The 18290-nt window shown below is 67.4% G+C and carries 14 protein-coding genes; 5 read left to right on the top strand and 9 right to left on the bottom strand.

The features are described 5' to 3' along the window. Positions 1 to 40 precede the first annotated feature (40 nt). Positions 41 to 994 (bottom strand): hypothetical protein, encoded by a 954-nt coding sequence (locus tag ACGFU6_RS32795; RefSeq protein WP_393616217.1) that lies wholly within the window; start codon positions 992 to 994, stop codon positions 41 to 43. 348 nt (positions 995 to 1342) lie between these two features. Between ACGFU6_RS32795 and ACGFU6_RS32790 the strand changes: the two genes are divergently transcribed. From ACGFU6_RS32790 to ACGFU6_RS32780, 3 genes are all read left to right on the top strand, one after another. Continuing rightward, positions 1343 to 2974, top strand: coding sequence for a PIN domain-containing protein (locus ACGFU6_RS32790; protein WP_393616216.1), 1632 nt, complete (start codon positions 1343 to 1345; stop codon positions 2972 to 2974). A 256-nt stretch (positions 2975 to 3230) separates the two neighbouring features. Next, positions 3231 to 3488 (top strand): hypothetical protein, encoded by a 258-nt coding sequence (locus tag ACGFU6_RS32785; RefSeq protein ID WP_393616215.1) that lies wholly within the window; start codon positions 3231 to 3233, stop codon positions 3486 to 3488. Between the two features lie 8 nt (positions 3489 to 3496). Next, positions 3497 to 3865, top strand: coding sequence for a hypothetical protein (locus tag ACGFU6_RS32780; protein ID WP_393616275.1), 369 nt, complete (start codon positions 3497 to 3499; stop codon positions 3863 to 3865). Positions 3866 to 3884: 19 nt separating this feature from the next. Here the strand turns inward: ACGFU6_RS32780 and ACGFU6_RS32775 are convergent, their stop codons facing one another. Next, positions 3885 to 6554: an ATP/GTP-binding protein gene (locus ACGFU6_RS32775; protein ID WP_393616214.1), complete on the bottom strand. Its 2670-nt coding sequence runs from the start codon at positions 6552 to 6554 to the stop codon at positions 3885 to 3887. A 205-nt stretch (positions 6555 to 6759) separates the two neighbouring features. Between ACGFU6_RS32775 and ACGFU6_RS32770 the strand changes: the two genes are divergently transcribed. Then, positions 6760 to 7047: a hypothetical protein gene (locus tag ACGFU6_RS32770; protein WP_393616213.1), complete on the top strand. Its 288-nt coding sequence runs from the start codon at positions 6760 to 6762 to the stop codon at positions 7045 to 7047. On the opposite strand, the gene ACGFU6_RS32765 is transcribed toward ACGFU6_RS32770, so the two are convergent. The 5 genes from ACGFU6_RS32765 to ACGFU6_RS32745 form a co-directional block, all read right to left on the bottom strand. Beyond that, a complete protein-coding gene (locus ACGFU6_RS32765; RefSeq protein ID WP_393616212.1) occupies positions 7011 to 8846 on the bottom strand; it encodes a zeta toxin family protein in 1836 nt (611 codons plus the stop codon). The two genes, ACGFU6_RS32770 and ACGFU6_RS32765, sit on opposite strands and share 37 nt — an antisense overlap. Positions 8847 to 9094: 248 nt before the next feature. Further along, positions 9095 to 10504: a pentapeptide repeat-containing protein gene (locus tag ACGFU6_RS32760; protein WP_393616211.1), complete on the bottom strand. Its 1410-nt coding sequence runs from the start codon at positions 10502 to 10504 to the stop codon at positions 9095 to 9097. A gap of 428 nt (positions 10505 to 10932) precedes the next feature. Further along, entirely contained in the window at positions 10933 to 11529 is a 597-nt protein-coding gene (locus ACGFU6_RS32755; RefSeq protein WP_393616210.1) for a hypothetical protein, read from the bottom strand. 81 nt (positions 11530 to 11610) lie between these two features. After that, on the bottom strand, positions 11611 to 11760 hold the full coding sequence (locus tag ACGFU6_RS32750; RefSeq protein ID WP_393616209.1) for a hypothetical protein: 150 nt from the start codon (positions 11758 to 11760) through the stop codon (positions 11611 to 11613). 494 nt (positions 11761 to 12254) lie between these two features. Further along, positions 12255 to 13310, bottom strand: a complete 1056-nt coding sequence (locus ACGFU6_RS32745) for a hypothetical protein (RefSeq protein ID WP_393616208.1) — start codon at positions 13308 to 13310, stop codon at positions 12255 to 12257. A 75-nt stretch (positions 13311 to 13385) separates the two neighbouring features. Here ACGFU6_RS32745 and ACGFU6_RS32740 point away from each other — a divergent pair, with 75 nt between their 5' ends. Next, positions 13386 to 14033 carry an ankyrin repeat domain-containing protein gene (locus ACGFU6_RS32740; RefSeq protein WP_393616195.1) on the top strand — a complete coding sequence of 216 codons (648 nt, stop codon included), beginning with the start codon at positions 13386 to 13388 and terminating at the stop codon, positions 14031 to 14033. A gap of 160 nt (positions 14034 to 14193) precedes the next feature. Here ACGFU6_RS32740 and ACGFU6_RS32735 read toward each other — a convergent pair whose 3' ends face one another. Continuing rightward, positions 14194 to 16101: an IS4 family transposase gene (locus tag ACGFU6_RS32735; protein WP_393616207.1), complete on the bottom strand. Its 1908-nt coding sequence runs from the start codon at positions 16099 to 16101 to the stop codon at positions 14194 to 14196. Between the two features lie 363 nt (positions 16102 to 16464). Continuing rightward, the gene (locus tag ACGFU6_RS32730) at positions 16465 to 17607 is read right to left on the bottom strand and encodes an HBL/NHE enterotoxin family protein (protein WP_393341326.1); all 1143 of its coding nucleotides are present in this window, start codon (positions 17605 to 17607) and stop codon (positions 16465 to 16467) included. Positions 17608 to 18290 lie beyond the last annotated feature (683 nt).

Raw genomic sequence — 18290 nt, 5'->3', positions numbered from 1 at the left:
TTTCGCAGGGAGAGGTTGATTCGGCCGGGCGCGGCGGTGCCTATGGCTGCGGAGAGCGGGACCAACGGACGGGGTCGCCGCCGGCGCCGCCGGTGAGCCAGGAACCGTCACCCAGGGGAACCAGCTCGTATGGGTTGCCCACCTCGACGGTGATTTCGCCGCTCAGCGTGCCGGTGCGTACGTCGACCAAGTGGTAGCGGAACCACTCCTCCTCGCCCTGACTCTCACCACCCAGGGTGACGACGGCCGTGTCCTCGGCCAGGTAGCCGCCGCTCCATTCCACGAAGGACTCCTCCGGGTCGTACCCGAAGGCTTCAATGGGGAGGGTGAAGAGCACGCCCCCGTCGGGGTGATCGTGGAAGGCGACGTCCGCCTGCCCGTGGTCCACGGTCATGAACTGCTGCCCTGACGGCGCCAGGTCTATCAGGCAGCGGTCCGACCACGGGTACGTCACGAACTCCGGCTCGCTGTCCGCCCCGCCCGTACCCCGGAGAATGACGGAGCCGTCCTGGCCCTCACCAATGTCGAGGTAGACGCTGCCGTCCACGGGATGCACGTGGTGGAAGGCACCGTGCCCGACCGTCTCCAGCTCCCGGCGGGCGACAACCACACCACTATCGGCGTCGTGCACCACCCACTGGTCCCCGCCCCCGCGTCCCGCCATCGCGTCCGGCCGGTAGACCCACACTGTCCGGCCGTCCTGAGACAGCGCACAGCCAGGCCGGTGGCCATGGCGTACGTCAGAGTGCGGCTCGAAGTCCAAGGCCCACATAAGGTCGCCGGCACGCGTGAGGCAGACGACTCCGTTCAGCGTCGTGTACACGACCCGCTCCAGATCCTGCCGGACCACCGACGCTACGACCTCCTCGCCATCCCGCAGCTGGAAGACCGCTGCGGGCTCCAGCGGCCCGTAGACGCCGACGCCCACGACGTAGGCGTGGATCCGCCCGTCGCGGTGACGCGTGATGACCTTCGGTGGCGGCTGAGGAATCATCCGCTGAGGCTAACGCCCAGGCCAGGCTGCTCAGGAGCGGGGGCGGCGGGCGCCCGAGCAGGGTAGGCGCGGGTCAGCTAGAGCGCGAAGTGGCCATGCGTATCGGTCGGTCAACTCCTATGAATGAGCGCGATATCTGGCCTGGCAGGAGCCTACTGGCTCACCGGGCGCACGTACCTGGTCACCATCGGGCCGCGACCTCGAAGCCGCCCTCGACCGCGCCCGAGCCCGCTTCGGGTCCGGCGTCGCAGGCAGCGCAGCCGCATACCGCCGCACACACCCTGACCCGAGCAGCATCCGCACAGACGGATAGGCCGTACGGCCCGCCGGGCGGGCGTCTCGGCCGGGATGCTTTCAGGATCAGGCATGCGGACACGCAGGATCATGAGGCCGCCGATCCACCGCCCCCGGCGGCGGCCGACGAGTCACCATCCGTGGGGCAGATCGCTAGCCTCGCCCACGACGTCGTCGAATTCTCCACCGAGCCAGGCCTTGTGTCGGATGATGTTCACACCATCTGACGCGGAGGCACACTTGATCATCACTTTTGATACGAATGCATTGAACCAGCTGCCGGCGGAAGGGCCGCGAGCTGACATCATTCGGAAGCTTCGGCAGTCGGGGCACCACAGGGTGACTGTGACCTGGATGGTGCTGGAGGAGTTGGCCGCGCACCAGGCGGCGCTTTATCCCGTCAAGCACCAAGCCGTCGTGAACACCCTGGAGAGACTGCGGGAGGTGCTTCCATGGGAACTGGAAAGCTCGGTGGAGCCTTTTGACCTCGAACGATACCTGGATCACTGGCGGAAGCTCTATGACGAGATCTTCGAGGTGATCGAGACCAGCCCGGAGGTCTCGCGTAGGGCGCTCTCTCGTGAGGCGATGGCCCTTAAGCCAGCGGGGCGGGCCAAGGACTACTCCAAGGGTGCTCGCGACGTGGCGATCTGGTTCTCGATCCTGGAATTCCTCAAAGCGAACCCGGACGAGCACGTTTGTTTCGTCACCGATAACACGAACGATTTCGGCGACGGGGTCGTCTATCCGTACCCGATGAACGAGGACCTTCGGGGCTTGGAGGATCGACTCACTCGACTCAGTGACTTCGATCAGGTCGTTTCCCATTTCACCAAGGAGGTATCCGGGAAGGATGCGGAGGAGACTGCGCGTGAGCTGCTTACATCGCTATCCGTGCGGGGCAAGGTTGCGCAGACCGCTGTGGAGGTGCTCAGTTCTCCGACCGGTTTTGTGGGTCTCGGTGCCGCCGATGCTGCTGTCGAGTGGCGTGAGTGGCTGGCCTCGCCAGAGGTAGAGCTGCTCAGCGTCACGGACGTCACCGGACACGAGATCGAGGGGGACGTCTGGTACACAGCCAACGCGAAATGGCTGCTGTACGGGCTCGCGGCTGACGGTCCGGACTCTGACGCCCAATACGTCGCCTGTGTATGGGAAATGAAGGTCTTGTTCTCCACGTGCGACGGGGACGAGACGCCGACGCTCCTCAAACCGGGCGAGCCGTCGGCCCCGGACGCGTCCGACTCGACGAGCATGAAGATCCTGCAGCGTCTGAAGGAACGGGTTGTTGGCCTGTCCCGGCGAGCCTTCGGGGGCGTACACGTCGGAGCGTCACCGGCGGAGAGCCTGATCGCTCAACTACTTGCAATGCGTCAATCGACGCTCGACATCGCCAACGGCCCGGTGCAACGGCTTGCTCAGCAGATGGCAGCGTCCCGGGCGGACCTGGCCAACGGCCCGGTGCAACGGCTTGCTCAGCAGATGGCAGCGAACAAGGCAAAGCTCGACATCGCCGCGTTCCTGCCAGATGCAAGTTTCCCTGCCTACCTTGCGGCCGCTACGGGAACAGGACATGTCGCAGAGCCGTCGGTTGCGGATGAGGAGGACCGGACTGAGCAATCGTCGTCAGATGTCACTGCCGATGCCGAGGCCGATCCTGATACCCCGGACGATACTCACGTGGACTGACTAGGCCAGCCGCCGAGGACCGCGCCCGCCCCGGAGGGCTCCAATCGAGCAGTCCCGCGCCAGCGCCGGCAGACGGCATGACCTGACCGAAGAGGTGTGCAACACGAGGGTGCAACATCGGGTTGCAACGCAGGCATGTTGCGGTTCTGACCTGCGCACTCACCGCGAAATGCCTATCGGCCCCTGCAGGCGCGCACGGGTGCCGGCGGGTACGGGTACGTACCCGTACCCTTATGTGATGGGAAGGAGCACGATGATGTCTGATGCCAATGTCCGTATCCCCGAGGAAGCCAAGGACCGGCTCGCCGCGATCGCGGCCTCGGAGGGGTTGTCGCTGCGCGCGTACCTGGCGCGCCTGGCCGAGACCCTGCTGACTCCGGCCGAGCGGGCCGAGCGGGCCGAGAAGACCCGGGCAGTGCTGAAGGAGTGGAACGGCTACGCCCCGACCGCTGCTGAGCAGGACGACCTGGACATTGAGCTGGACCGTCGCCTGGCGCAGGTGACCGCCCGGTGAGCGACGCCATGCACATCGTTCTGGACGATACGGCGATGGCCGCGGCGGGGCAGGGCAACGTTCTGGCATCCCGGCTGATCCACCGGGCCCATGCCGAACCGGGCTGGTTCCTGTACGTCCCGGCCTGCGCGCTCGTGGAGGCGGACCGGGCCCGGCCCGGCACGGCCGAACACCTGGCCTCCCTGCCCGGCATCACCGTCCTGGACCTGGACCTGTCCGCCGCGCTGGCCGTCGCGCAGCAGGAGACCTGGGCCGCGGCTCACAGCCAGTACGCGGCGCAGCCAACGGCTGAGCGTCCCGACGGTGCGATCATCGCCACCACCGCTCCGCACCGGTGGGCGGGAGAGCCGGTCCGCGTCCTGGACCTCACTGCCTGACCACAGCGGCCGAAGCGCGCTATCGGATGCTGCGCAGGTGCTCGCGTCGGTCGGAGACCAGGTTCAGCCAGTGCCAGCGAACGGATTGGTCGCTGCTGAGCCACACCACGGAGGAAGGGCCGGGCAGCGGAAGATCGGCCATGTAGTGGGCGATGTCGACGTAGAAGCTGTGGTCATCGGCCCCTGTGAGCTCCCGCAGGCGGGTGATGACGGCTTGTACGTCGTCCGGCTCGTCCCGGACCGCGTGGTGGAAGGCGAGGGCGAGTTCGAGCGTGGCGCTGGTCGCGGTGATAGCGGCGTCACGGATGCTGGCGCGCAGTGCGCGGGTGGCCTCGAGGTTTTCGGTGGTGCCGGCGTTACGTACCAGGGCTGCGATCTGCACGGTGAGGCTGGTGGCCCGGAGGTCGAGCCCGGTCAGGAGCTGTTGGGCCAAGTGGATCTCGTCGTCGGCGAGGGTGGGGTCGCTGAAGGCCAGGGCGAGAGCGCGCTGGGCCTGGCTGGTGGCGCGTTCGCCGGCGACGCCGTGCTGGTCGGCCTGGTCGCGGGCGGTTGCGTAGGAACCGGCCGCACGGTCGATGTCGCCGTGAGGCCACAAGACGTCACCCAGGACGCGGTGCTGGCGGCCGGCCCAGCCGAGGTTCTCTGCCGCGGCGCGGGCGGCGGGGAAGTCTCCGGCGAGGCGGGCCAGGTGGGCCAGACCGCGGCGGGCCGCAGGGGCGAGGCGGCCGCCCCCTTCCATCACGCGGTGCATTCCGTGCCGGGAGGCTTCGGTGCGTCCGAGGTCGCGTTGTGCCTTGGCCAGGTAGTAGATGCCCATCTCGTCAAGTTCGGCAGGCAGCAGCCCGGTGTGGACGAGTGCGGTGAGCCGGTCCGCGGTGCGTTCGCGGCTCTCGTGTTGGCGGCGGGCGAGCGCGCTGAGCAGTTCCACCAGGGCGTCAGCGGCCGTCTCCGGGGTGTTGGCCGGCTCCTGCCCGGCCGCAGGGCTGAGGGGCTCCCATACGGAGTCGCTGACGTAGGCCCAGGCGGCGTCGGTGAGCCAGCCGAGGTCCAGGCGGAAGTCGCGGGCGAGAGCCAGACCCTGGCGCAGGCACCCGATCAGGAGCATCCGGTCCGATGCGGGGCTGGTGTTCCGCTGCTCACCCAGTCCCGTGAAGGCGCGCTCGGCTGCCTGCTGCCAGTCCCGTGGTGACCAGCGGTCGTCGGTCTGGTCGTCCGCGGTGCGGATGGTGGAGCGGATCAGGGCATGAAGGTGGAACGGCCACAGGCCGAACTCGTTGTGCTGGACGAACGGGCGCTCGATCAGCCGTAGCGCGGGTGCTTCGTGGGTCATGCCCGCGGCCCGGGTCGCCAGAGGCAGGTCGAAGGAGTCCAGCAGCGCGACGGAGCGCAGGACATGGCGTTCTTCGGGGGTGAGGTCGGACAGGGTGCGGGCGATCAGGGCGGGGAAGTCGACGTCGAAGTCAGCAGGCTGTGGCCGGCGGCCGGTACGGCGGATCTCCAGGAACCGCAGCACGGCGAGATCGAGGTAGAGCGGCAGGCCGTGGGAGCGGGCGGCGATCACGGTCCGCAGGTCCTCATCGATGAGAGGCTGACCGCTTCGTGTGAGCCGGCGGGCGAGGTAGTCGGCGCAGTCCTCGGGGCTGAAGTCACCGATCAAGACCTGCCGCGGCGGGCGCGCGGTGACCGCGAGGCGTGGCTGGGGGATGTCGCGGTCGGCCAGGCCGGGCCATGCGGCTGGGCCGGTCCAGTCGAGCTGTCCCTGCAGCCCCGCATCGGCCCACTGCAGCCGGGAGCGGCCGGTGATGACGAAGAACGCGTTCGGCATGAGCCAGACCACGCGCTGCAGGAGGCGCTCCAGGTCTCGGTGGGTGCGGTCACCGGTGTCCTCGAACGTGTCCAGCAGGATCACCGGCACGACCCGCTTCTTGGCCGGGAGCTGGGCGAGCTCCCAGGCCAGCAGGTGTGGGTAGTAGGACAGGGCATCGATGTCGGGTTCGGCCTGCAGGAGGTCGGCCAGCCGTGTACATCCGGCCAGGGCGCGTACGGACCGGCGGTGTTCGCGCAGCGCCCGTACGAGTGAGCCGGTCACTTCGCCGACGACGGATCCGACAGTGCCGGGCAGCAGCAGCGCCTGGGCGATGTCTGCGAGTACGGACTGCATCTGCTGTGGCAGCGCCTTCCCTGCCCGGGCGGCGAGGCCACTGCGGCTCAGGTACTCCTCCAGCGGCTCGCCGGGGTGCTGGTGCTCCCAGTACCGGCGCAATGCGAGGTCGAAGGCCGGCAGCGGATGGCCCAGTTCAGCCAGGGCGAGCCGGATGGTCAGGATGACGCGCTCGAAGTCGGTTCCCGCTGAGCGGGCGAGGTCGACCCGGATCGGCAGAATCCGCCCGCCCGACCAGACAGGAGCGCCCCACTGGGATGGCCGGTGTTCGGCGCCGGTGAGCGCGGCCTCAAGCTTCCGCGACAGCGTGGACTTCCCGATGCCGCCGACCCCGTGGAACACCAGCACGTTCGTACGGGGGGCCTCGAAGTCCGCGACATCGAAAGCCGGGGCTGCGATGTGTTGCAGGTGCTCAGTGAGCGCGGCCGCGACCAGGCCCCACTGCGCCTGCCGGTTCGTGAACGCCTCCTCGGTGACGAGGTGCGGGTCGTTCGTACTGAACAGCGCCCGCAAATCCCGGCCTGCCATGCCACCCCCAGTAGTTGATCAACGGGCCCAACCGGGTCTCCCGGCACGGGCCTTCGGGGACAGCATCTCCTGATCAGCGCCTCGGACACAGCACGGCTTCCCGCCCTTCGCGTGTGTGCCGTCGTGGAGCTCCTGCCGTGCGAGGGGGATTGGGTAGGACAATGACCATCTCCATTCAAGATCAACATCAGAGGTGGTCAGCACCGTGCCGGACCCGAACGAACAACCCCAGGACGTCGACTTCTCGCACCTGGAGGGTGGTGAGGACCAGCAGGCCGCAGGCATCGTGCGGGACGTCGTGCTCTGGTACAACACCCAGCTCGCGTCCGAAATCCGCTCACCGGCCCCCGACGACGAGCTGATCGAGAAGCTGAAAACCGAGCGTGAGGCCGCACTCGCCGATCAGGCACAGCTGGTGACCGCCGACCCGCCGGAGGCGGCCCGGATTGCCGCGGTCTACGCGGCCCGGCTGAAGGAGCTCAACGAGTCGTAGGCCCGGCGATGCGGAACGGGCAGGGGCCAGACGATCGGGTGCGGCCGGTCGATCCGGGCCGGCTGTGCCCGCAGCGGCATCAACGGGCGGGCGAGCGCCACCATCTCATCGAGCTCGGCGCGGTGCCGGGGCAGCGCCCGGCGCAGCGCATGGTGGAGCTGGAGGAACGATGCAGCCTCCTGCTCGGTGTACGGGCGCTCCCGTTCCGCGGCCAGGGCCCACGATGCCCGTCCCGCGCCGCCGCCGGCTTCGTGCCGCATCAGGGCGTGTCCGTCGCGCCGGATCACGGTGATGGCGGCGATCTGCGGATGGTGTTCGGCGACGTCGACGACGTCGGGCAGCGCACGGAAGCACGTGCCGTGCCCAGCCCGTGTGGTGAATCGGCCGATGCCGCCGATCTGGAGGGAGCGGGCGTAGCGCAGAGCTGTTGCCTGCAGGCTGTCCGCCTCGCGGACGGCCAGGACCACGAGCTCGACCGGGTAGCCGCCAGCGGCGAACGGGAGCGCGCTGTTGAGGAATTCCGTCACGCTGCCGGGGGCGGCCTCGATGAGGACGTCGCCGCTGCGAGCCCGTACGTGAGCCTCGGCTTCGGCGAACCAGGCCCGGTAGTCGGCCCGGATCGCTGCGCCGGCGTTCCTGGGGTCGTCGCGCAGCAGCTGGTAATAGTCGGGGTGTGAGATTTTGAAGTCGTCACCCATCAGGTGCGTCGTTCCTTGGCGCATCGCCCGCCGGACCATCCTGGTGGCGAGCAGCTTGCCGGCGCCGGGCTGGCCCAGTACGTACACCGCCCGAGGATCCTCCCGGGCGATGATGCCGTTCAGGTACGACGGCGCGATCAGCTCGTCGAAGACCCACCGGTGTTCGGCGTTGGAGAGCCGGTGGTAGTCGACTCCGGGAGACTGCCGGCGGGGCTGGGCGATGCGTCGGACCGGTTCGGCGAGCGCCGCGGCCCGTCCGACGTCCCGGTGAACAGCCAGCCGTTCGTCCTCGGGCAGGTCGCGGTGTACGCGGACCTCGGCATGCGTGAGGTCACGGTGGAAGGCTGCCGTCTCCCGGGCGCTCCACGGCCGGCGCTGCTCGTGCAGCACGGCTCGGTCAGCTGCGATCCGGCGCTGCCACGTGCCGCCCACGAGCTCGTTGTCGTACAGGACCGTGCCGTCGCGCCGGACCACGGTGATCCGGTCAGCCAGCAGCTCTGCCTCGACAGCCGACAGCGTTTCCGGTAGCCCCGCTGTGCAGGTGTCGAGGTTGTCCCACGCCACGTACCGGCCGCCTTCACCGTTGGCTACCCCGGTCAGCAGCCGGTCCAGGGTTCCAAGCTGACTCCAGGCTTCCGCGGTCGCGACCACGACGATCTCGATCCGGTGCCCGGACTGCCGGTAGGCCGCAGACGCGGCCCGGAACTCCGAAGGAGAGGCAAGGGCTGACTCGACGACCGCGTCGAAACGGTTCGTACGAACATGCTCTTCGACCTGGGCCTGCCAGCGGCTCGTGTCCGGTCGAACGTTCACACCCGCGGTGCGGACATCAGCGGCCAAGAAGCCGGCGTACTCACGGTGAGCGAGCTTGTAGAGGTCGCGGCAAATCCTCACGGCACCACCCCGGCGGGCGAGCGCAGCCTCGATCAGATCCGCAGCCTGTGTCTTTCCAGCGCCGGGCTGACCACCCACGATGACGACTACAGGATGGTCCTGACTGAGCACACCATCCGCCCATTCCGGCAGGATCGTCCCGGCCAGCACCTTATAGCTTTCCTCGCGAGACAGCGCAACCGAAGCGTTCGCCTGCTCCCTCACCATTTTTTTCCCTCCCCCGTGTATCTACGGCCGTTTCCTACAGCCCAGCAAGGGGACTGCGATCTTCAGCCGACCCTACCAATGATGAGCGATCCATGAGCGATTCATGAGCGATCCAATCTGGTCGCTCCTTCGGCGCCGCCACCCACCCCTGGGGCCTGGCTATTCCTCGTCAGTGCCTCCAGGAGTCGGGTCGGTCGTCGCACAGTGGGAGGCGGGGGACGGAATCGACCGTTTTCGCCCCCTGAGCTCTACGGAGCTGGGGGCAGCCACGCGGAAGGCAGGATGACCCCCGCGAGAACAGGATTGCCGGCTGCGGGGAGAAGCCCATTTGGAACTGACCCTGTGACGTCGCGGAAGTCCATGGTGCTGCCGGTGAGCTCCGCGCCGCGGAAGTCCACGCTGAAACCACCGGAGAACTCCGAGCGGCGGAAGTCCACGTTGCCTCCGGAGAACTCCGCGCGTTGGAAGGCCACGTTGCCATTGGTGAACTCCGAGCGGCGGAAGTCCACGTTGCCTCCGGAGAACTCCGAGCGGCTGAAGAGCACGTTGCCTCCGGAGAACTTCGCGCGTTGGAAGGTCACGGTGCCGCTGGTGAACTCCGAGCCGCGGAAGTCCACCGTGCCACTGGAGAACACCGAGTCGCGGAAGGTCACCGTGTCTCCGGAGAACACCGAGTCGCGGAAGGTCACCGCGCCACCGGAGAACGTCGCGCCACTGAAGGCCACCGTGCCGCTGGAGAACACGGTGTCGCTTGAGAACACCGAGCGACTGAAGTCCACCGTGCCACCGGAGAAGACCGAGCTGCGGAAGTCCACCGTGCCGCTGGAGAACACCGCGCCGCGGAAGTGCACTGTGCCACCGGAGAAGACCGAGCTGCGGAAGTCCACCGTGCCGCTGGAGAACACCGCGCCGCGGAAGTCCATGGTGCTCTCCGAGAACACCGCGCCGCGGAAGTCCATATCACCGTCGATGGCAACTCCGGTGAGGTCAAGGTTGCAGCCCTGCCAGGAGCGCTGAGTGCCCTTGGGGATGCGGTAGTGGTCTCCTGTGAGGCGCAGGATCGTATGCCGGACCTCACGCAATGCGCGGTATCGGTCCTTCTTGGCCTGGTGGGTGTCGCGACGTTCTTCGCTGAGTGAGTTGCCGTCGGGCAAGGGGTCGGGCAGATCGCCGGGGTCTGGAGTGAAGGGCAGCCGAAGGTAGGCGCATAGGACGTCGATGCAGGTCTGGCGCAGGCTTTCGTCGGGGGCATCATCGGCTAGTCCGGCCAAAGCGTGAACGCCGCCGAGCCGGACGGCCGGGGATTCCGAGCCGAGCTTGTCGACGGCCTGAGAGAAACGCTCGGTGTGCAGGCGGGTCGCCTCACGGTGGGCGCCGACCTCGTCGACGCGCTGTCGGCGATAGGCCACGACCAGGGCGACGAGAGCACCGGTCCCCGCCACCACCCCGAAGGAGAGCTTCACCAAGTCGAAGAGCGTCTTCGCGTCAAGCTTCGCGCTGGTGTCAATCTCCTTGAAGTCCAGCAGCACTACCAGCGCGTAGAAGACGCCGCCCGCTACCAAGATCGCAGCGACGAAGGTGAGGACCAGTGCTCGGCCGACCCGCCACAACCGCAGCTCCCGTTCGTTCGATGATCGTGACCTTCTCCTGGATGCCATGACGATGAAGACAAGGTGTCTCGGTCAACGGTTGCGGCCAGCACGTGGACAGCCACAGGACCTGGCCCGTACGACCGGTTCCCCCTCCCGGGGTGAACGGATTGAAGGGTCGGGCTGGTGCCCGCTTCGGGAGTCGGGCACCAGCTGAGCCTAAGTCGCCGAAGTTGGTGGTGGCTTCACCCGGGGGTGCAGTGAAGTACGTGGTTGTCTCGATCGATCCTTTGCACCCGTCTTCTGGGCACGCGCGAGTCTCCACCGTCTGATCGTCGTTCAACTCGCCCGGAGGGAACTGCGGGAGGCGGTCACATGCGGGGCACGGCGGACCCATAAACGGGAACGGGATCCACTTGCCGTACTCATTCGTCGTCATGTTCCCAACTTGGCACCCCTTGAGGCCCAGCGGGCACGGCCCGGGCGAAGAGGCTGGACTATGCGTTGCCAAACAGGGCGGTGATCAGCTGGCGGGCCCTCGCCTTGGTCAGCCGCTTGGCGGCCGTCGCGCAGTGTTGCCGGGGAGTGCGGGGCTCGATGTCGCTGCCCTTGATCACCTTGGCGAACTCGTCGTCGAACCGCTCCTTGCCGAGCTTCTCCGCGAGCGTGGTCAGGTACTCCACCTGCTTGGGGGTGGCCTTCTCTGTCTTCGCCTTCTCGGCGCGCTCGCGCCGTGGAGCGTAGATCCGCTCGTTCTCAGCCTTACGGGCAGCCTCGGCCTCCGGGCTGCGGCAGGTGATGTGCACGCTCTCGAACCAGGTCTGGGTGCCCGCTTTGCCGGTCACTGCCTCCCATAGGGCGTCGGCCGTCAGCTTCTCCTCGTCGACGCCCTCGGTGAGGCCGGGGCCGACGAGCCCGTAGTAGCCGGACTTGCCCCGAGGGATGACGGTGAACCCGGCGGGGACGGCATGGGCTTCGAGCCAGTCTCGGCCGCAGCCACAGTGCCGGGCGTGATACCCGGCCCATTTTCGCTCCAGAGGCTCGTACACCAGTCGGTCGCCGTAGTACTTCGGGTCTCTCGCGAATCCAGACACGCGCCGTAGTGTTCCACTGGCGGACCGTCAGTCACAGCCCGTCGTCAACCCCGGTGGACGCGGGCGCCTGGGCCTGGACCGTCAGCACGTCTCGTCCCATGCCGTCTGGCGGGTGTGCGGTGCGTTGACTGCCCGCAGGGCGGGGCGTCGGTCGTTGGTGCGGATGTGCGGGCCGCCGTCGGCCAGGTGGTGGGCGAGGGACTCGCGGACCGAGTTCCGGATCCCCTCCAATACGTGAGGAAGTTGGGCAACGCCTTCCGCCTGCCAGAGCGTGACATTTAGTCAATCACCCGAGTACGCAAGGGGTTTCCGAACCTGCTCCTGGCGCAGCATGAGGTTTCGCGCGGTCACCTGGCTAGGCTCGTAGTAGCGGAACTCCCGGACATGACGCCGGGGAGTCCTCGCGTGCACCAATGCTTTGGACGGCCGGTGCACGAGGAGGACTCCCCGGTGTTCGTGGTCGAGGTGTCCGTGTCCTATCCGACACTGAATTCACGAGGCATGAATGAGCACCCCAACCGATCCTGACGGTACCTCGTCTGCTGCAAGCTATAAGCGTCAATCAGATCCGCTCTTGACCTCGCACGCTGCCCTCATTCTGCTGACGGCCGTGGTCATCGGAGGAGCCGTGGCTGTACTGACGTACCTCAGCGTGAGCAACACAGCGGCCGCGGTACTTGCCGGTCTCGCTGGTGCTGGCGCAAGCACTCCGGTGCTGCACGCCCTCATCGGCCGCTGACGCTGTCTGCAGTGTGGCCCCGAGGTTCGAGCCTTGGGGCCACACCTCCTCGCGCGCAACAGGCGGGCGCGCGGAATCCGTTCTTCAGGGCCTCCGAGACGGCCTGAGCGGCCCGCGGCGGGTGGTTGGTATCGCTGGGCTGCTCTGGGGCCGCGATGCGCACGCTCTGAGCTTCCTGTGCCTTCCGCTGCAGTTCTGTGCGGGCTCGGACTTCGGACTCGTGGAGCTTGGGATCCTGTTCGGCAATCCGGGTCCGCAACGTCTGCTCGGTGCGTGCCTCGTTGGTGATGGTCCGGTACATCGCGGCGGACTCCCGGGCTGTAGTCGCCTGGGCGTGGAGACGGGCGACGCGCTTCTGGTCGCCGGCGTCCTTCTGCTGGGCGCGGGCGGGCACCCGCTGCTCACGCATCTCGGTGAGCCGGGCCGCGAGGGTGTCGACGTCCGGGGCTGTGTACGGCGTGGCACCGAGCACTGTGGCGTGCGGGCTGTCCCGCACGGCTTTCCACGCGGCCTCGGCTGCACGGGAGGCCGCGACCCGAGCGTCGGCAGCCTCCTGCCATCCGCCGGCGCGTCGCTCCTTGGCCTGCTTGCTGAGCTGCCGGTGCTCTTTGTGGGAGGTGCCTGCCATACGTAGGGCGAGCCTCCCCTTGTCGTCGGCTGCCGAGAGTACCCGCAGGTGTTCATCGGCGGCCGCTGCTACCCCGGCGGCCGCCTTCTCCCGGGCCTGCTCGGTGAACGCGACGGCCAAGTGCTCATCGGCACGGTCCAGCAGCAGGTAGATGGGCGCGACCTCGATCTGGCCCCGGCTCGTCCCGGCGGCCGTCGCGTCGGCAATCTCCTGCAGCAGCGTCGCCTTGGCCTCCTCGGCGGCGGCTGCGTCCTGGTCCTCGCGGAGGGCGTCGACGGGGCCGGTGGTGATGAGCCGGGTCAGCTCCTGGTTGGTGTGGCCGCCGTACGGGCGGCGGGGCCCAAGGCCCGGGTCCCTGCCAGCTCCCGCTGCTCCCGGGCCTTGCGCACGACGGCCCCAGGTGTCCTGTGCCATCGAACCTGGACCGTTTGCCAATGAAGTTGGACGACCCTGGTGTTCCCCGGTCAGGAGGTCCGGAATGATCGAGGTATGGACATCGCGGATCAACTGGTGAGGTCGGCGGGCGACGGTGACATGATCGAGGTGGCCCGGCTGCTGGAGCAGGGTGCCGTGGTGGATACGCCGAACCGTGACGGGCGTACGGCGCTGGACCGGGCGGTGGAGCAGGGGCATGCCGATGTTGTCCGCCGACTCGTCGGAGCGGGGGCTGATCTGGAGCAGCGGGCGGGTGAGTACCAGGAGTCGACGCCGCTGTGCCTGGCGGTGAGCCGGGGGCACACGGCGGTTGTCGGGGTTCTTCTCGATGCCGGTGCCCGTACCGGAGCCCAGGGCCGGCTGGGCTACGTGCCGCTGGTGCTGGCAGCCACGACCGGCGACGAGGGACACCCGCAAACAGTCGACCTGCTGCTGGACCGTGGGGTGGACATCAACGCGGTGATGAAGGACAGGACCGCCCTGGACTGGGCGGTCGGGTTCGGGCAGGAAGAGATGGTGCAGCGCCTGCTCGGCCGCAGTGCCGTCCCCTCGGCCGAGACCCTGGCCGCCGCGCGTGAGCATCTCGGACGTCATCCGGAGCGTCGGCGTAAGACCGATCGCATCGCCGTCGCGCTCCTTGCTGTAGATGTCGCGCCTGGCACGGGCCAAGAGCCCGGGACGGAAGCCGGGAATCTGGCGTAGCGATCGTTCAGGGGGCACCCGCCCGGCCCAACTTCGCTGTCACGGAACCACCGGTCGTCCAACTTCAGTGGCAAACGGTCCAGGTTCGATGGCACGGGACACCAGGGCAGAGCGTGCAACACGCGGTGCAACAGGAGCCTGAAACGCCAATGCCGCGTAGTTAGCGGGCGCCGAGGCATGTCAAGGGCTGATGGTCGAGTGAATGAGAGGGACGAGCGGCGTAGGCGCCCCTGCGAGTCCGGTAGATAAGGCCCTTTCGTGCCCACTTGGCCATCTGCGTGTTGAGGCTGTTGACGTTCGTGATCCCGAGTGCTGGCGCGACCTCGTGAGGTGTCCAGGAGTAGTCGGGTGCAGAGCGCAAAACGGCGAGTGTGCCTTGGAGCTGAGAAGCTCCCTGGGTGCGCGGGGGTGGGGGTGGTGATGCTGCTGTGGGTGCCGCCTCATCGAGCAGCATGTAGACGCCGGTCTGCGGCTTGTGGATCAGCCCGTTCCTCGCCCAGCGGGCCAGCAGTACCGCGTAACTGTGCACGTTGTCTGCGTTGACTGCCTTGGCGAGTTCGCGAGGCCCCCAGCGGCGGCCGGGCTCGGAGCGTAGAACAGCGAAGGCGCGATCGAGCAGGGATGGTTCGCTGGGATTCGGAGGCGGGAGGGGAGTCTGGGAGGGGTGTCGGTGCGAGAGGAAGGCTGGCGTCGTCGGTCGGGTGGAGTGGATGGCGATCACGAGTGAACCGACACGTGAACTGCTCAGGGGCCTTCTTTCTGTGGGGATGGCGTAGCCGTAGCGAGACAGCGGGCACTTGACCCGGCGTGCGCTGATGCGCATGCGGCGCGCCGGCAGCAGTTGGGTCAGGATGGCCTGTCCGATCCGGCCGACAAGAGGATCTTCGTTCAGCGTGGTTGGTGCGATGAGGATTTGGTCGCGTGCCGCTTCGAGGGCCACGGTGAAGCTGGCCCGGTCGGGGTCTGTGCCCGCTCGGGACTCGACCGCGTCGATCATGGCGGTGCGCAGGAGTTGGTAGAGGGTGAGGAGAGCCCACATTTCCTGTTCGAGGCCGACCTGGTCACCGGAGCGAAGCACATGGCCTTGCAGGAGGGTGTGGCGCAGGGCGTAGTAGGCGGATTCAATCTCCCAGCGTTCGTGGTAGAGCCGGACCAGTCTCTCCGCAGGGTCGAGTGAGGCATCGAGCAATGTGGTCACCAGCCGGTATCCGTCGCGCACCGTGCTGCCGTCCGCGCAGCTGGCCGTGATCTCGGCATCGATGACACGGACCGCGACGTGGCGGATCCGGGTCAGATACGAGCCGTCTGGCAATCGGTCCTGGGTGGGCAGACGCCGGGTGGAGCTGAGACGGACCAGGAACTGGGCACCCGTATCGGCGACCTCTCCGAGGAATTTCCCGTCGTCGAAGCCGCGGTCGGCCAGGACGAGGAAGTCTTCATTGAGCAGATGCAGCAGTTGCCGGGCGTAGTGGTTCTCGCCGTGCCGCTTGGGCCCGAAAGCAGCGCCGAGGAGGCCGCGCGTCCCTGTCTCGACCAGCGACATCAGCCGCAGCGTGGGGTAGCCCACGATCCCCAGCCGGTGGCGGACCCGCCCCAACCAAGCGTAGTTGCGCTCTCCGTCCGGCACCTTGATCGAACTGCATCCGTCGAATGCCACCGTGCGCCACCGCCGGTAGCGAACCCCCGGTGTACGTGGCTGGGCCAGCGGACCGGCGACTACTTCGAACAGCGCTTTCAACGGTGTGGCACCCAGGCGACGACGCAGATCGCGCAGGGCCTTCTCCGAAGGCGTCACGACCAGAAATCCGGGCAGCCCGGCAACCAGCTTGCTCCAGACCTTGGCGTAACCAAGATGCGGGAACAAACCGAGCGCCAGCACGAAGTAGACACCCACTCGCGACGGCAGAATCCGCCTTCGCCGTTCGACCGTCCCCGTCTCCTCCAGCACGGCGTCGACCAACTCAAAGGGAACGTACTTGGTCAACTCACCCAGGTGCCCCGGGGCAAGGACACCTTCGCCGACGGTGAAAGTGGCTGGGAACGTGCTGACGGCAAACTGACGATGCAACGGAGCCTCGCGAGCGATGGATCTCGGCAGATCCTTTCTCCTACCCGAGGGACCAACTCCCCCACGCACAGAACTGTCCTTGGACAGGGAAGCCAGTCGCTTTGACAGCGAAATCGGGCGGCTGCCGATGACCGGTGGAATCGTGACGCGGTAGCTGGAACCGGTCCGCGTGGGCTGGGATCGCTGAGTACCAAATGATCCTGCGCCAGCCTAAAGCCACAGGTCAGCTGGTTGGTATGACGGCTTTCAGGGTGCTCGCGCTGGCCGAGGCCGGCAGTCTGCGGAGCCAGTCGTCCGTTGGCGCAGGCCGCAGACGCGAGGTGCCGGTCCCCTGGCATAGCGGGGCCGGCACCCGTGCTGGCACTACTTCGTGTTGACGAAAGTCGTGAACGTATCTCCGGGGATCTGCTGTCCGGACCAGGAACTGGGCAGTTGGAGGGTGCGGGCGAGGTCGTCGTCGGGCATCACGGGGAGCCGGCTGTTGCGCTCGCGTTCCTCGGCGAAGGCGTGCAGTGCGGCGGCGTCCTGGAGAGCTGCGGACAGGCGGACCTTCAGCTCGGCGACCATGGTCGAGTCGACGAGGCCCTGGACGAGGTCGGCGAGGCCGGCGAAGTTGTTCCTGAGTGCCGTGAAGGCGTCGATCGCCGGGGCGAGTTCCGATGCGGCGAACAGGGACGATTCCGCCAGCGACCGGTAGCTGTCGTCGAGGACGTACAGGGCGGCTGCCTGCGACTGGAGTGCGTACAAGTCGCCGAGCACGGCGTCATGCTCCTGCGCCAGCGCCTGCCGTGCCTTGCTCTGGGCGCTGGTCTGTTCCTGCAGGGGAGCACCCGCCGTGGTGAGGGTGGCCCGCAGAAGAGTGTCCTGCCCCGCCACAGCCCAGCCGAGCCGGATGAGGAAAGAGGGACGCGGCTCGCCCATGAGAGCTGTTTCCGCCACGAGGGCCACGTCCGTGCTCCGGATCGCTTCGCTCAGCGCCGAGAGGACGTTGAAGAGCTCGTAGAACTTGCTGTCGGCCGCACCGTACAGGGTGTGGGCCTCGTCAGCGATCGCGCGGAAGGGACGCAGATCCTCATCAAGGGACTGTGCGAAGCCGTTCAAAGCGGCAGCGGTACTGCCCACACTTTCCGCAGCCAGCGCCGCCTCCTGGTGGAAGTGCAGCATGACCTCGCGGAACTGCGCCTTGCCGCCAGGGGAGTTCAGGTCGGCGACGAGCTGCTCGATGTCGCTCTCGCTCATCGCGCCGTAGAAGCTGGTGAACTCCTTCACCTGCGTGAAGACGCCGAGTAGCTGTGGGTGGAGACTGTCCAGCCAGTGCGAGGCGCTTTCTCGTGCCGAACGCTGGGACGGAGCCAGCTCCGGGATGCCGTCCAGGTGGACGTCGGGCTGGGAGAGGATTGCGGTGCAGCAGGACTGCACCGCGGCATCGGCCGCGAACGTTGCGGCCAGTGCCTTGCCGAAGTCGCTCGGGATGAGGGCGTTCTCGGAGGGTGCGGAGTTGCTCATGCGTGCTCCCAGAGGGACGGGACGTGGACATGCCGGGCCCTGGTGAACTGCGGACCCGGCATCGGATCATGCTGGTCAGCCGTGCAGCCGGCGCACACGGGACCCGCAACAGGCCCTGGCCAGGCAGAATACCGGCAGGCCGAGGACATGCAGGTGGAACGTAGCCGATCACTCGCTGCACGTGAACGGCTGGATGGTTTCCTGCCGTTCCCATGGCCGGAAACCGACAGACAGGCCGTCCGCGCCTGCTGCACTCGACAGGAGAAGCAGAGGGCCGACCGTCCGGGACAGTCGCCTCGGTTCGCTGTCAATGCGACTGGATTCCCTGACAAAGGACAAGAACGGCCATTGTCCCGTCGGGCACAATCTTGAGCGCATCTCACCGAAGGTTGACCGAGTCACGGAATGGAAGTTCCGCGTCTCGGCTGCCGTTTGAGGAACTTCGGGCCGCCATCCTGTCCCTGGGACACACGGTGGAGCTCGAAGAAACCTCGCGTGACATGCACCGTTACCGCGTGTCCGAGTCCGTCGCCTGCATCGACGTCGTCCTCGATCCTGATCCGCACGATTCTGGCGCCCCCGATCCGGACGGACACCAAGTAGGGGACGTATGGTCCATCTCCCCGTGGTGAGCTTGCTCACCTTAAGCTCAGCGACGAACTCGCAGCCTCTGCTCCGTTGGG

The organism is Streptomyces sp. NPDC048462, from assembly GCF_043200175.1.
Lineage (GTDB): Bacteria > Actinomycetota > Actinomycetes > Streptomycetales > Streptomycetaceae > Streptomyces.
This window is presented reverse-complemented; position numbering and strand designations above follow the sequence as displayed.